General features: G+C 72.8%; 11 protein-coding genes. 10 read left to right on the top strand and 1 reads right to left on the bottom strand.

The window, feature by feature from the left end; translation table 11 throughout:
• Window positions 1–62: 62 nt before the first annotated feature.
• Window positions 63–875, bottom strand: a complete 813-nt coding sequence (locus ACGFZF_RS26290; RefSeq protein WP_393557952.1) for a hypothetical protein — start codon at window positions 873–875, stop codon at window positions 63–65.
• 381 nt (window positions 876–1,256) lie between these two features.
• Here ACGFZF_RS26290 and ACGFZF_RS26285 point away from each other — a divergent pair, with 381 nt between their 5' ends.
• The 10 genes from ACGFZF_RS26285 to ACGFZF_RS26240 all read left to right on the top strand — a co-directional run bounded on the left by ACGFZF_RS26285 (window position 1,257) and on the right by ACGFZF_RS26240 (window position 14,100).
• Entirely contained in the window at window positions 1,257–2,606 is a 1,350-nt protein-coding gene (locus ACGFZF_RS26285; protein ID WP_393557950.1) for an HNH endonuclease, read from the top strand.
• Between the two features lie 152 nt (window positions 2,607–2,758).
• Entirely contained in the window at window positions 2,759–4,459 is a 1,701-nt protein-coding gene (locus ACGFZF_RS26280; RefSeq protein WP_393557948.1) for a M4 family metallopeptidase, read from the top strand.
• A 210-nt stretch (window positions 4,460–4,669) separates the two neighbouring features.
• On the top strand, window positions 4,670–6,010 hold the full coding sequence (locus ACGFZF_RS26275; RefSeq protein WP_393557946.1) for a salicylate synthase: 1,341 nt from the start codon (window positions 4,670–4,672) through the stop codon (window positions 6,008–6,010).
• 2 nt (window positions 6,011–6,012) lie between these two features.
• Window positions 6,013–7,077, top strand: coding sequence for a ketoacyl-ACP synthase III family protein (locus tag ACGFZF_RS26270; protein WP_393557944.1), 1,065 nt, complete (start codon window positions 6,013–6,015; stop codon window positions 7,075–7,077).
• On the top strand, window positions 7,077–8,822 hold the full coding sequence (locus tag ACGFZF_RS26265) for a (2,3-dihydroxybenzoyl)adenylate synthase (RefSeq protein WP_393557942.1): 1,746 nt from the start codon (window positions 7,077–7,079) through the stop codon (window positions 8,820–8,822). Before ACGFZF_RS26270 ends, ACGFZF_RS26265 begins: the two co-directional genes overlap by 1 nt.
• 6 nt (window positions 8,823–8,828) lie before the next feature.
• A complete protein-coding gene (locus ACGFZF_RS26260) occupies window positions 8,829–9,119 on the top strand; it encodes a phosphopantetheine-binding protein (RefSeq protein WP_356608719.1) in 291 nt (96 codons plus the stop codon).
• The gene (locus tag ACGFZF_RS26255) at window positions 9,119–10,663 is read left to right on the top strand and encodes an amidohydrolase family protein (RefSeq protein WP_356608717.1); all 1,545 of its coding nucleotides are present in this window, start codon (window positions 9,119–9,121) and stop codon (window positions 10,661–10,663) included. The genes ACGFZF_RS26260 and ACGFZF_RS26255 overlap by 1 nt, the downstream gene beginning before the upstream one ends.
• Window positions 10,660–11,430, top strand: coding sequence for a 2,3-dihydro-2,3-dihydroxybenzoate dehydrogenase (locus tag ACGFZF_RS26250; RefSeq protein WP_393557939.1), 771 nt, complete (start codon window positions 10,660–10,662; stop codon window positions 11,428–11,430). Before ACGFZF_RS26255 ends, ACGFZF_RS26250 begins: the two co-directional genes overlap by 4 nt.
• A 61-nt stretch (window positions 11,431–11,491) precedes the next feature.
• Window positions 11,492–12,154, top strand: coding sequence for an isochorismatase family protein (locus ACGFZF_RS26245; protein ID WP_356608713.1), 663 nt, complete (start codon window positions 11,492–11,494; stop codon window positions 12,152–12,154).
• Window positions 12,151–14,100 (top strand): chorismate-binding protein, encoded by a 1,950-nt coding sequence (locus ACGFZF_RS26240; RefSeq protein WP_393557936.1) that lies wholly within the window; start codon window positions 12,151–12,153, stop codon window positions 14,098–14,100. The genes ACGFZF_RS26245 and ACGFZF_RS26240 overlap by 4 nt, the downstream gene beginning before the upstream one ends.
• The last annotated feature ends 19 nt before the right edge of the window (window positions 14,101–14,119 follow it).

Below are 14,119 nucleotides of genomic sequence, written 5' to 3'. Positions count from 1 at the left end.
GCCGGGCCCGGCCCTGCCCGGGACGCCCTGAGGCCCCCGGCGACCCCACCCCGCTGCCGTCCCTACCCCACCAGCTTCCGCAACGCGCCCTTCATCGCCGCGACGAACGCCTCCCGCTCCGCGTGCCCGACCAGGTCGAGCGAGAGGTACGGGTTCAGGTCCTCCAGCTCCACCAGCAGCAGTTCCCCGCCCGGCGCGCGGCAGGCGTCGACGCGCTGGATGCCGTACGGCAGGTCGTTCCAGTCGACGAACCGCTGCGCGAACTCCAGGTCCTCCGCGGTCGGTTCGTACGACTCCAGCCGCCAGCGCGCCTCGGGGTCGGGGGCGTACAGCGCGTACTGGAAGTCGGGCCCGACGAAGTAGAACGACACCTCGTACGCGAACGGGACGCGCGGCTGGACCAGCATGCCGACCGGGTCCACGTCCGCGAGGTCCGCCCGGTCCACGAAGCGGAGACCGACCGAGTCCGCGCCGAGCATCGGCTTGACGACATAGGTCTCGGCGTCGGGCAGCCGTCCGAACTCCTCCCGCCGGCCCGCCGTGGGAATGACCGGAAATCCCTCCCTGGACAGCTGGAGGAGGTACTCCTTCCCCGCCATGTCGCCCTTGCCCGAGAGGGAGTTGAACACCCGCACGCCGTCACGCAGCGCGGCGGCGCGGAAGGCGTCGTAGGCCTCCTGGTAGTGGATGACGGGCCCGCTGTTGCGCACGACGACGGCGTCGAAGCGGTCCATCAGCGCGGCGGCGTCGAGCGGATGGCAGAGCGCGACGCCGAACTCCTCGCGCAGCCGCCCGCTCAGCCAGATGTCCTCGTCGCAGTAGCGGCGCCCCCGCGCCTGGTAGCCGAGGTCGGTGACGTAAAGGATCGATGCCATGCGGACATCCTCGCAGGTGAGGCCGGCGGAGCCCCGGCCCCTGGGCATCTGCCGCACGGCCGCGAGCGTCTCCTCAGAGAGCACGGGCGGGGAGGCGGTGATGCGCCGGAAGCGCCGCGTGCTCGTGCCTCCGGCCCCTTCTTCGTAACGGTTCCGGCAGGCGTCGAGGGCCCGAGAGACGCCGTCACTAGTCTGATCATCATGGGGAACGATCACGTTGAGCAGTCGAACGGCAGGGTGGACGGGCAGGCGGGAACCGATGACGCGGGGCCGGAGGGGCGAGGGCGGGACGCGTCGGTCCAGTGGGTTCTGCAACCCCGCGGCGGTGCCAACCGGGGTGGTCCCCGGCATTTCCAGCACTCGGTCCGGGACGGGATCCGGTTGGCTGAGCACGAGCACGTCCTGGGGCGCGACGCCGCCACGCTGAGGCGGATCTTTCCCGATGGTGTCGCGAGGCTCTGGGGATCCACCCCGACGAACGAGACGGGCAATCGCAAGGCTGTCGCGCTGCGCGACCGGCAGTCTGGCGACGAGGTTCTCTTCTACGCCGACAAGAAGTTCGTCGCCCGCGCGCGGATCCTGGCGTGCATCGACAACCGCGCGCTGGCGGCGGCCGTGTGGGGGGAGGACGCGGAGACGGGCAGCACCTGGGAGCACATCATCGCGTTGGGTGACGTCGAGGAGTTCGAAGTCGACGCCTATCCCGTGCTGACCGAGCTGGGTGTCCCGCGGCCGCTGCGGAGCCTGACCCTCGTTCCGGCCACCGAACGACTCCGCTGTGCCGGGCTCGTACCCTCGGCCGGAGCCGAGGCGATCCCTCCCGCTTCGACGGCATCGCCGAGGCTGGGACGCGATCAGCTGATGCGCGCGCTCGGCACCCTCAACACCCATATCCGGGAGCAGCGCCCCGACCGTCATGAGCCGCTGAGTCTGCTGTGGGCCATCGGCCGCGTGGCGGCGGGTGCGGACCGACTGGCACCGTGGGACGTCTTCCAGCGCGAAGTGGGCTCCCTCTTGAAGGACTTCGGCGTCCCGGGCTCCGGGGCGACGCCCGAGTATCCCTTCTGGCACCTGCGCAGCAGCGGGGTGTGGGAGCTGCGGGGCATCGGTGCGCACGACCTCAGGCCGACGCCTGCGGCGCTCCGTGCCGCCGGAGCCAGGGCCGGTTTTACGCAGGAGGCGGCCCGGCATCTGCGGCGCGCTCTGACCCGCGCCGAATCGATAGCCCTGCTGTCCTCCCGGTATCTGGCCGACGTCGACCGTGAGGCGCTCCTCGGGAGGGTCGGTCTCGCGGGGTACGCGACGGCCAGCGGCCGGAGCGCGGACGACCAGGAGGGCGCCCCCGGCGGCCCGGTCGGCCGGCGCAGCGTGACCTCGTCCCGCCCCGATCGGGACCGTGGGCTGGCCGAGGACGTCAAGGTGCTCCACGGGCACCAGTGCCAGGTGTGCGGTCTGCGGCTGGAGACCCAGTTCCGTCACTACAGCGAGGCCGCACACATCCGGGGAGTGGGGGAGCCGCACGGCGGACCGGACAGGCTGTCCAACCTGCTCTGTCTCTGCCCCAACCATCATGCCCAGTTCGACCGGCTGGGCATCTACATCGACCAGGACTGGTCCGTCCGGCGCACTCGGGACGCCGAGTTCGTCGGCAGGCTCCGCTTCCATCCGGAGCACGTCATCGACGAGCAGCACGTCGAGTACCACCGGGGCCTCTGCGGCCGGAACGGGTGAAGTAGCGGCGCCCCCGCGCCTGGTAGCCGAGGTCGGTGACGTAAAGAAGGTTTCCCATTGGCGTATCTAAGCAGGCGGATTCGATCGCATATCGGACACCCTGCTTCGCCCTCCGGACAAGGGATGGTCAAATTCTTGTTGCAGACCTGTCAATGAGGATCTTTCGCTGGCACGCTCCCAGCCGCGCCACCCCCCACTGCTTCAGCGAAGGAGCCCGCGTGACCCGCCTGCAGTCCTCGCACCACCGCCCCTCCTCCCGTGCCACCGCACGCGCCGCCGCCCTGCTCGCCTCGGCCGCCATGGTCGTCGTCGGCGTGCAGAGCGGATCGGCCGGTGCCGCCACCGACCGCGAGGACGGCGCCACCGCGCTCGTCCTCTCCGCCGCGCAGCGCACCGCCGCCCTCCAGGGCGCCCAGGCCGAGGCCGCCACCACCGCCCGGGCGATCGGCCTGTCCGACCGGGAGGGGCTCGTCGTCCGCGACGTCGTCAAGGACGCGGACGGCACCGTCCACACGCGCTACGAGCGCACCTACGAGGGTCTCCCCGTCCTCGGCGGCGACCTCGTCGTGCACAAGAAGAAGGACGGCGCCCGCTCCACCACGAAGGCGACGGACGCCCGGATAGCCGTGCCCGCCACGAGCGCCGCCGTCCCCGCGGACACGGCCCGCCGGTCGGCCGCCGCCTCCGCCGCCGCCTCTGCCGGGACGAAGGCCCCGGCCGCGGCCGCCGCCCGCAAGGTCGTCTGGGCGGCGACCGGCAAGCCCGTGCTGGCCTGGGAGACGGTCGTCACCGGTGTCCGGGCCGACGGCACGCCCAGCGAGCGGCACGTGATCGCCGACGCCATCAGCGGCAAGGAGCTGTACGCCTACGAGGCCATCGACACCGGCACCGGCAACACCCAGTACAGCGGCCAGGTCACCCTCGGCACCGCCCCGTCGTTCACGCTGACCGACACCGCGCGCGGTGGTCACAAGACGTACGACCTGAACGGCGGCACCAACGGCACCGGCAGCCTCTTCACCAACAGCACCGACGTCTGGGGCAACGGCCAGGCGACGAACCGCGAGACCGCCGCCGCCGACGCCCACTACGGCGCCGCGGTCACCTGGGACTTCTACAAGAACGAGCTCGGCCGCAACGGCATCCGGGGCGACGGCGTCGCCGCCTACTCCCGCGTCCACTACGGCGACGCGTACGTCAACGCGTTCTGGTCCGACCAGTGCTTCTGCATGACCTACGGGGACGGCACCGGCAACCTCAAGCCGCTCACCTCCCTGGACGTGGCCGGCCACGAGATGAGCCACGGCCTGACCGCCTCCACCGCCGGGCTGCGCTACAGCCGCGAGTCGGGCGGCCTGAACGAGGCCACCTCCGACATCCTGGGCACCGCGGTCGAGTTCTACGCCGCCAACTCCTCGGACGTCGGCGACTACCTCATCGGCGAGAAGATCGACATCCGCGGCAACGGCACCCCGCTGCGCTACATGGACCGGCCGAGCCGCGACGGCAACTCCGCCGACTCCTGGTCGAAGAACGTCGGCCGGCTGGACGTCCACTACTCCTCGGGCCCGGCGAACCACTTCTTCTACCTGCTCTCCGAGGGCAGCGGCGCCAAGACGGTCAACGGGGTCGCGTACGACTCCCCGACGGCGAACGGCTCCACGGTCACCGGCATCGGCCGGACCAAGGCCTACAAGATCTGGTACAAGGCGCTCTCCACCTACATGACCTCCTCGACGGACTACGCGGGCGCCCGCACGGCCACCCTCAAGGCGGCCGGTGACCTCTACGGCACGACCGGCCCCGAGTACGCGGCGGTCGGCGCCGCCTGGGCCGCGGTCAACGTGAAGTAGCCGACCCCGCCGGGTCCACGGACCCGGCCCACCCGGCGCACCCTCCCAGGGCCGCGCGGCATCCCGCCGCGCGGCCCTTCCGCGTATCCGGAATCCGGCCGTGCCCGGGTACGCACTTCGATCAGGAGGGCTAATCAAGGGACCCTGGGGCGAAGGCTGTTACCTCCGTATCGTTTTTGAAGGTAACCGCTATGAAGGAGGAACCTTCCGATGAGCCCCATCGCCCCGCGCCACTACTTCGAGACCCAGCTCCAGCTCACCGAGGACCCGCTGCTCGTCGCGGCCCGTCTCGCGGACTCCGGACTCCACGAGTCGTACGTCGTCTACGAGAACGGCGGCAGCTGGGCCTACGCCGGCGGCGTGCGCGCCGAGCTGACGCTGGACCGCACCGGAGCCCGGCTGACCCAGGAGGACGTCCCGGACGCCTTCCGCCCGTGGAACGACCAGCCGCTGAACCTGGTCTCCGAGCTGCTCGACACCGTCACCGTCCCGTACTGGCGGGCCTACGGCTGGGCCACCTTCGAGCTGTCGTACGCCAAGGACGGCAACCTCGACGGCATCGGCGACGGGCGGCTCATGCACCTCGTCGTGCCGCGCGCCGAGGTCCGCTTCGAGGCCGGCCACGCGCTGCTGCGCGCCGCCGACCAGGCCACTCTGGACGCCCTGCTCACCACCGTCGCCAGCGCCTCCCCGGCCTCCGCCGGACAGCCCCGCCCGCTGGACGTGCACGCCACCGGCGGCCCGCAGTACCGCGAGGCGGTGCGCCTCGCGGTGGACGAGATCAACGCCGGCGAACTGCACAAGGTGATCCTGTCCCGCGTCGTCGAGGTCGACGACGAGGTCGACCTGACCGGCACCTACGTGGCCGGCCGCCGCGGCAACAACCCGGCCCGCTCCTTCATGCTCAACCTGGGCGGCACCGAGGCCATCGGCTTCAGCCCGGAGATCGTCGTCCAGGTCTCCGAGGACGGCCGGGTCGTCAGCCAGCCGCTGGCCGGCACCCGCGCCCTGACCGGCGACCTGCTCACCGACGAGAACCTGCGCGCCGACCTGTTCGGATCCCCCAAGGAGGTCTACGAGCACGCCATCTCCGTCAAGGTCGGCGCCGACGAGCTGGTCGACGTGTGCGTCGAGGGCTCCGTCGAGGTCCCCGAGTTCATGGCGATCCGCGAGCGCGGCAGCGTCCAGCACCTCGCCTCCCGCGTCGCCGGACAGCTCGCCCCCGGGCGCGCGGCCTGGGACGCCTTCGGCGCGGTCTTCCCCGCCGTCACCGCGTCCGGAGTGCCGAAGTCGGCCGCGTACGACTCGATCCGCCGCCACGAGCCCGAGTCCCGCGGCCTCTACAGCGGCGCCGTCCTGACGGTCGACCACACCGGCGCGATGGACGCGGCCCTCGTGCTGCGCAGCGCCTACCGCAAGGACGGGCGCACCTGGCTGCGGGCCGGTGCCGGCATCGTCGGGCACTCCACCCCGGAGCGCGAGTTCGAGGAGACCTGCGAGAAGCTCGACAGCGTCGCCCGGTTCCTCGTGCCGGCGGGCGGTACGCGATGAGGGTGGCCACCGAGCTGCACCTCGCCGGCGTCGGGAGCTGGCTGCCCGAGGAGGTCACCACCGCCGACGCCGTGGCGAAGGGCTGGTACGCGGAGGCCGACCGCGCGGCCTCGGGGATGCTCGCCGTCCGGGTGGCCGGGGACCTGCCGGCACCCGAGATCGCGGTACGGGCCGCCCGCACCGCCCTGCGGCGGGCCGGCCGCACCGGCCTCACCCCCGACGACTACGGCGCGCTGCTGCACTGCGCCACCTACCACCAGGGCCCCGACGGCTGGTCCGCCCCGCACTACGTCCTGCACCGCACCCTGGACCGCCCGATCGGCGCGGCACAGGTGGGCCCCGGCTGCCTCGGCATGCTGACGGCTCTGGAGATGGCCGCCCACCGGCTCGCCGCCGACGACGGCAAGGACGCCGTCCTGCTCACCGCGGCCGACAACTTCTCCGCTCCCGTGGTGGACCGCTGGAACTCCTCCCGGCTGTTCCTGCTCGCGGACGGCGGTGCCGCCGCCGTGCTGTCCCGGCGGGAGGGATTCGCCCGATTGCTGTCGGTCGGCTCGGTCTCCGCGCCGTCGATGGAGGAGCTGCACCGCGGCGGGGAGGAGCTGTTCCCGCCCGGCATCACCGTGGGCCGCTCGCTCAACTTCGAGGAACGCAGCGACCACTGGCGCCGGCAGTGGGCCGCGGGCGCGGCGCCGCCGAGGACCCACCTCGGCGACGTGGTCGCCGAGGCGGTCGACCGCGTCCTCGAGGAGGCGGACACCGGCCTGGAGAAGGTGGCCCGGATCTGTCACACCAACTACGCCGACGGCGCCCTGCACACCATCTACCTCGATCCGCTGGAGATCGAGGCCGCCGACGGCACCTGGGACTTCACCCGTCACATCGGGCACGTCGGAGCCGCCGACCCCTTCATCGGCCTCGAACGCCTCTGGACACGGGGCGAGGTCGCCCCCGGGGACCGCGTCCTGCTGCTCGCGGCCGGCCCCGGCATGGAGGTCGCCTGCGCGGTCGTGGAGATCACCGCGCCCTATCTGCCCGGCACCGCACGACAGGAGGAAGACCTGTGATGCTCGAAGGATGCACCCCCTGGCCGGCCGAGACGGCCGAGCGCTACCGGCGTGAGGGGCTGTGGAACGGCACCGACCTGGGCGCGCTGCCGCGGCTCTGGGCCGAACGGTACGGAGACGCCACCGCGATCGTCGCCGGCGACCGCCGGATCGGCTACACCGAACTGGCCGACCGGGTGGACCGCACGGCCGCCGGCTTCGTCCGCCAGGGCGTGGAGCCCGGTGACCGGATCGTGCTCCAGCTGCCCAACGTGCCCGAGTTCGTCGAGGTGGCGTTCGCCCTGTTCCGGGCCGGCGCGAAGCCGGTGTTCTCGCTCACCTCGCACCGCTCCAACGAGATCCGGCACCTGTGCGAGCTGTCCGGCGCCTCCGGCTACGTCGTCCCCGGCGTCTTCCGCGGCTTCGACCACACCGCGCTGGCCCTGGAGATGGCCGCCGAACTGCCCGCCCTGCGCCGGATCTACGCCCAGGGCGAGACCACCTCGCCCGCGGTGGTCCCGCTGGAGTCGGTCGACGCCGACCCGGTGGAGCTGCCCGCCAACGACCCCTCGGACGTGGCCTTCTTCCTGCTGTCGGGCGGCACGACCGCGCTGCCCAAGCTGATCCCGCGCACCCACGACGACTACGCGTACCAGACCCGTACGGTGGCCTCCCTGGCCGGCCTGACGACCGAGGACGTCTATCTGGCCGCCCTGCCGGTGGAGTTCAACTTCACCTGGGGCTGCCCCGGAGTGGTCGGCACCCTCTCGGCGGGCGGAACGGTCGTCCTCGCCCCGGACCCCACCGCGGACGACTGCTTCCGGCTGATCGAGCGGGAGGGCGTCACGCTCACCTCGGTGGTGCCCACCGTCGCCCGGCTCTGGCTGGACGAGCGGGAGTGGTCGGACGCGGACCTGTCCAGCCTGAAGGTCCTCCAGATCGGCGGGGCCCGGCTGGAGCCGGAGCTGGCCGCCCGGATCACCCCCGAGCTCGGCTGCCGCCTCCAGCAGGTCTTCGGCATGGCCGAGGGGCTGCTGACGATGTCCCGCGCCGACGACGACGTGGACGCGGTCCTGCACACCCAGGGCCGGCCGGTGTCCCCGGCCGACGAGGTCCGGATCGTCGACGAACGCGGGGCGGACGTCCCGGCCGGCGTCACCGGCGAGCTGGTCACCCGGGGCCCGTACACCCTGCGGGGCTACTACCGGGCGCCCGAGCACAACGGCAGGGCGTTCACCGAGGACGGCTTCTACCGCACCGGTGACCTCGCCTCCCTCACGCCCGAGGGCCGGCTGATCGTCCGGGGACGGCTGAAGGACGTCGTCATCCGCGGCGGCGACAAGATCGCCGCGGGCGAGGTGGAGGCCCATCTCCTCACCTGCCCGGGGATCGCCGCGGCGGCCGTGGTGCCGGTGCCGGACGAGTTCCTCGGCGAACGGATCTACGCCTTCCTCGTCGGCCGCGACGGCACCAGGCCGACGCTGGCCGAGCTCAAGGCCGCGCTGCACGCGCGCGGACTCGCCGACTACAAGCTCCCGGACCGCGCCGAGTTCGTGGCGGACCTGCCGCTGACACCGCTCGGAAAGATCGACAAGAAGGTGCTCGCGGCCGCCGCCGCCGAACCCGCCGTCTCCCGCCACTGGACGCTCGCCGCAGAGGCCGAGGCCGCGACGGAGCCCGCTTCCCCCGCCGTACCGACCCTCCAGGAGGCCGCACCCGCCCCGACCGCACCCGTCCCGTCCCTCCCCTCCGCCCAGAAAGGGTGAACCGCCATGGCCGGCATACGTGCCGCACGAACCGCACCCCGCACCTCACCTCTCTCCGCCGACGAGCTCCGTGGGGAAGTCGCCGCCGTGCTCGGTGTCCAGCCCGACACCGTCCCCGCTGACGCCCATCTCGTCCACCTCGGCCTCGGCTCGCTGGAGATGATGCGCCTCGTCACCCGCTGGCGCCGCCAGGGCCTGCCGGCCGAGTTCGCCGAACTCGCCGCCGCACCCACCCTCGACGCCTGGCACCGCCACCTCACCGACGCCTGGCAGGCCCGAGAGGCGGAGGTGGCGTGATGAGCACCCTGCTGATCAAGGGCGGCTGCCTGTACCCGGCGGACGCCGGCGACCGGGTCGTCCCCGACGGCGCCGTCCTCGCCGAGAACGGCGTGGTGACCGCCGTCGGCACCGTCGCGGAGGTCGAGGCCGCCATCCGGCCCGAACAGCGCGCCGGACTGCGCACGCTGGACGCCCGAGGCCGGATGATCCTGCCCGGCTTCGTCAACCCGCACTGGCACGAGATGTTCGCGATGCGCTTCCCCTTCAAGGGCGCGCTGCGCGACGCCTCCGACCGGGACGACAAGCCGGTGTTCATGGCGCTGGGCGGCGACGTCCCGCAGATCTCCGTCATCTTCGACTCCTTCCACGGCCAGGTGGACCGGCTCACGCCCGACGAGGCGCTGGCCATCGCCCGGTACTCGATGTGGACCCAGCTGCGCTCCGGGGTCACCGCCCTGGGCGACGTCGGCTCCCTCAACAAACCGGAGGCGCTCGCCCGCGCCGCCCGCGACCTGGGCATGCGCCTCACCGTGAGCACCTGGGCCTCGGACGCGGTGTGCGCACCCGGCGACACCCGATTCCGCCGCACCCGCGACGCCGACGACGAGCTCCAGCGGATCGAGAAGCTCCTGATCGACTGCTCGGGCGATCCCGACGGGCTCGTGCGGGCCTGGCCCACCGCCGTCTACGGCACCAACATGACCGACGAACTCGGTGCCGGGTTCGCCGAGCTGGTGGCCCGCTTCGACGTGCCGTTCGCCGCACACGTCGGCGCGCTGCGCAACGAGGCGGAAGTGATGCTCGCGTACCACGGCTCGACCCCGGTCCGCCGCTTCGCCGACCTCGGTCTGCTCTCCGAGCGCTTCATGGCGGTGCACTGCGCGTTCGCCGACGCCGGAGAGCGGGCGCTGCTGATCGGCGCGGGCGCCCACATCAGCCACTCGCCCGCGAAGTACGGACCCGCGGGGGAGGCGTCCCTCACCGAGACCCGGCTGTTCCCCGAGTTCCGGCGGGCCGGCCTCGACGTCTCGCTCTCCACCGACGGCGCCGCGATGCCGATCGGCGGCATGGCCGAGTCGATGCGGGTGGCCTGGCAGATCTACAACGAGATGTACGCCGACCCGACCGAGGTGCTGCCCACCGACGCGCTGGCGATGGCGACCCGGCTGCCCGCCCGCGGGCTCGACCAGGGCGACCGGATCGGCAGCCTCGAACCGGGCAAGCAGGCCGATCTGCTGCTGGTGAAGGCCGACGACTGGCGCTATCTGCTCAACCCCCGCCCGCTGGAGGGCTTCCTGGCCCTCGGCGGCTCCATGGACGTCGACACCGTGGTCGTCGCCGGCCGGGTGCTGATCGAGGACGGCCGGTCCACCGGCCTGGACGAGGAGGTCCTGGAGGCCGACTACCTGGAGGCGCTCAGCTCCTTCACCGTGCGCTGCCTCGGGGTCGACGCCGACGCCGTCGCGGCCCGGCTGAGGCAACGCACCGAGTTCCTCGCGACGCGACGGCTCGCCCGGGCGGGCCTGGCACCCCTCCCCACCGACCGGAAGGAAAGGCGATGAACGCGAAGACGGCCCTGGTCACCGGGGCGGCGGGCGGGATCGGCGCGGCGGTCGCCCGCGCCCTGGCCGCGGACGGTGTGCGGGTGGCCCTGCTGGACGCCGACCCGGCCGCCCTGGAGCCGCTGGAGAAGGAACTGCGGACGGACGGCGCGGCCGTGCTCGCCCTGGGCGTGGACGTGCGCTCCAGCGGGGAGGTGGACGCCGCCGTCGACCGGGCCGAGCGCGAACTCGGCCCGCTGGACCACCTGGTGAACGCCGCCGGGGTGCTGCGCACCGGTGAGGTCGCCGGCTTCAGCGACGAGGACTGGGACACCACCTTCGCGGTCAACGCGACCGGGGTCTTCCACGTCAGCCGGGCGGTCGCCAACCGGATGGTGCCGCGCCGCTCGGGTGCGATCGTCACGGTCGCCTCGAACGCCGCGGGCATCCCGCGCTGGAACATGGCGGCCTACGCGGCCTCGAAGGCCGCCGCCACCAGCTTCACCAAGACGCTGGGCCTCGAACTGGCCCGGTACGGCATCCGCTGCAACGTGGTCGCGCCCGGCTCCACCGAGACGCCGATGCTCACCGCCATGTACGCGGACGGCGACGCGGCCGGCCCCTCCGTCGAGGGCTCGCCCGCCACGTACCGGGTGGGCATCCCGCTCGGGAAGCTCGCCCAGCCCGAGGACATCGCGCACGCGGTGCTCTTCCTGCTCTCCGACCGGGCCGCGCACATCACCCTGCACGGGCTGACGGTCGACGGCGGCGCCGCGCTCGGCGTCTGACCGCGTCCCTTTCCCACCCCCGCTCCCTTGCCCTCCTTCTTCCCTTATCCCTGGAGCCACGATGGCGATCCCTCTGATCGACTCCTATCCCATGCCGGCCGAGGACGAGCTGCCGAGCAACACCGCACCCTGGACGGTCGACCCCGACCGCGCGGTGCTGCTCGTCCACGACCTGCAGAACTACTTCCTCAGCCCCTTCGGCCACGGCGGTCCGGACGAGGGCCGCCAGCCCCTGACGGACCTGATGGACCACACCGAGGCCCTGCGCGGCGCGTTCGCGGAGGCCGGGGCGCCGGTCGTCTACACGGCCCAGCCCGGCGGCATGACGGACGAACAGCGCGGCCTGCTCAAGGACTTCTGGGGTGCGGGGATGACCGCCGACCCCGACCACCGGGCCATTCCCGAGCGGATCGCGCCGGCCCCCGGCGACCAGGTGTTCACCAAGTGGCGGCCGAGTGCCTTCTGCCGTACGGACCTGCTCGCCCTGCTCCGCCGCACGGGCCGCGACCAGCTGGTCATCTGCGGCGTCTACGCCCACGTGGGGATCCTGATGACGGCCCACGAGGGGTTCTCCCACGACATCCAGACCTTCGTGGTCGGCGACGCGATCGCCGACTTCTCCGCCGCCCGGCACCGCGAGACGCTGGAGTACGTCTCCTCCCGCTGCTCCGTGACCGTCTCCACCCGTGCGGTCCTCGCCGCCTTGGACGGAGGTGCGCGATGAGCGTCCACCCGCTGCTCGACCGGGTGCTCGGCGCCGAGCCGCCGCCCTTCGCCCTGCTGCACCGGCCGGGCGCCACCGGGGCCGACCGGATCGACCTGGTCGTCGGCCGGACCACCGCGCGCGAGCTGATCGCGGACATCCCGCTGCCGGCCGCGCCGGCGGCCGGCAGCGGCCCGCGCCACGAGGTCCTGGCGCTGCTGCCGTACCGGCAGATCCGCGAGCGCGGCTACGCCTGCCCGGACGACGGGGCGCCGCTGCTGACGATGAGCGTCGACGACCAGGCGGTGCTGCCGTTCGACGAGGTGCTCGCGGCCCTGCCGGACGTGCCGATCTCCCTGGAGGACGCCCGGTTCGACGCCGACGACGAGGAGTACGCGGCGCGGGTGCGCCGGGTGCTCACCGAGGAGATCGGGCGGGGCGCCGGGGCGAACTTCGTCATCAAGCGGTCCTTCACCGCGCAGGTCGCCGACTGGTCGGCGGCGACCGCGCTGTCCTTCTTCCGCCGGCTGGCCGGACGGGACCCCGGCGGCTACTGGACCTTCGTCATCCACACCGGGGACCGCACCTTCGTGGGTGCCTCCCCGGAGCGCCACATCAGCCTGGACGCGGGCCGGGTCGTGATGAACCCGATCAGCGGCACCTACCGCTATCCGGCGGACGGCCCCGAGCTGGCGGGCGTGCTGGACTTCCTCGCCGACCCGAAGGAGGCCAACGAGCTCTACATGGTGCTCGACGAGGAGCTGAAGATGATGGGCCGGGTCTGCGACCTGGGCGGCCGGGTCACCGGCCCCGCGCTGAAGCAGATGTCCCGGCTCGCCCACACCGAGTACCACATCGAGGGGCAGAGCTCCCTGGACGTACGGGACATCCTCCGCGAGACCCTGTTCGCGCCCACCGTGACGGGGGGCCCGCTGGAGAGCGCCTGCGAGGTGATCAGCCGGCACGAGCCCGAGGGACGCGGCTACTACGCCGGGGTGGCGGCGCTGATCGGCCGTGACGAGCACGGCGAGCGCAGCATGGACTCGGCGATCCTCATCCGCACGGCGGAGGTCGACGCGGCCGGCCGGGTCCGTATCCCGGTCGGCGCCACCCTCGTCCGGGACTCCGACCCGGCGGGCGAGGCGGCGGAGACGCGGGCCAAGGCGGCCGGACTCGTCGAGGCGCTGCGCTCCCCTGAGGGTGCCCCGTCGGGGGCCGGCGAGGCGGCCGGGATCGCGGCGCACCCGGAGGTGCTGCGGGCGCTCGCCGCGCGGAACGAGCCGCTGGCCGAGTTCTGGTTCCGGCCGCCGGCGGACCGCAGCCGCGCGGTGCCGGCGCTCGCCGGCCGGCGGGTGCTGGTGATCGACGCGGAGGACACCTTCACCGCGATGGCCCGTCACCTGCTGGAGGCCCAGGGGCTGCGGATCGTCGTGAAGCGTCACGACGAGGACTTCCGGCTCGACGCGCACGACCTCGTCATCGTCGGGCCCGGGCCCGGCGACCCGCGGGACGCGAACGACCCGAAGATCGCCCGGATGCGTGAGGTGACCGCCGAACTCCTCGACCGGGGCATCCCGTTCCTCTCCGTCTGCCTCGGCCACCAGGTGCTGAGCACGCTGCTCGGGCTTCCGCTCGTGCGCCACCCGATGCCGACCCAGGGACTCCAGCGCCACGTCGACTGCTTCGGCCGCACCGAACCGGTCGGCTTCTACAACACGTTCGCCGCCCACTCCGCCCGCGATCTGATCGACTGCCCGGCCCGCCCGGGGCAGGTCCGGGTCTTCCGGGAGGAGAGCGGTGAGGTGCACGCGCTGCGCGGCCCGGGCTTCGCCTCGGTGCAGTTCCACCCCGCCTCGGTGCTGACCCGGAACGGCGGTGAGCTGCTCGCCGGCCTCATCGCCGCGCTGCTCGGAGAGGTAACGGAGCTTTATCGGGACGCCGTTGTCCCCACTGCGATACCTGCATAACGTCATTACTGGTAACGGC

Origin of the sequence: Streptomyces sp. NPDC048338 (genome assembly GCF_043201055.1) — a bacterium.
GTDB lineage: Bacteria > Actinomycetota > Actinomycetes > Streptomycetales > Streptomycetaceae > Streptomyces.
Note: the sequence above shows the minus strand (reverse complement) of the source record. Positions and strands in the feature narration are given on the sequence as shown.

Excerpts from the sequence above, each read along its gene's own strand:
- ACGFZF_RS26290 (WP_393557952.1), bottom strand. The coding sequence starts at position 875 with ATGGCATCGATCCTTTACGTCACCGACCTCGGCTACCAGGCGCGGGGG.
- ACGFZF_RS26280 (WP_393557948.1), top strand. The coding sequence starts at position 2,759 with ATGAGGATCTTTCGCTGGCACGCTCCCAGCCGCGCCACCCCCCACTGC.
- ACGFZF_RS26260 (WP_356608719.1), top strand. The coding sequence starts at position 8,829 with ATGGCCGGCATACGTGCCGCACGAACCGCACCCCGCACCTCACCTCTC.
- ACGFZF_RS26255 (WP_356608717.1), top strand. The coding sequence starts at position 9,119 with ATGAGCACCCTGCTGATCAAGGGCGGCTGCCTGTACCCGGCGGACGCC.
- ACGFZF_RS26275 (WP_393557946.1), top strand. The coding sequence starts at position 4,670 with ATGAGCCCCATCGCCCCGCGCCACTACTTCGAGACCCAGCTCCAGCTC.
- ACGFZF_RS26265 (WP_393557942.1), top strand. The coding sequence starts at position 7,077 with ATGCTCGAAGGATGCACCCCCTGGCCGGCCGAGACGGCCGAGCGCTAC.
- ACGFZF_RS26250 (WP_393557939.1), top strand. The coding sequence starts at position 10,660 with ATGAACGCGAAGACGGCCCTGGTCACCGGGGCGGCGGGCGGGATCGGC.
- ACGFZF_RS26240 (WP_393557936.1), top strand. The coding sequence starts at position 12,151 with ATGAGCGTCCACCCGCTGCTCGACCGGGTGCTCGGCGCCGAGCCGCCG.
- ACGFZF_RS26245 (WP_356608713.1), top strand. The coding sequence starts at position 11,492 with ATGGCGATCCCTCTGATCGACTCCTATCCCATGCCGGCCGAGGACGAG.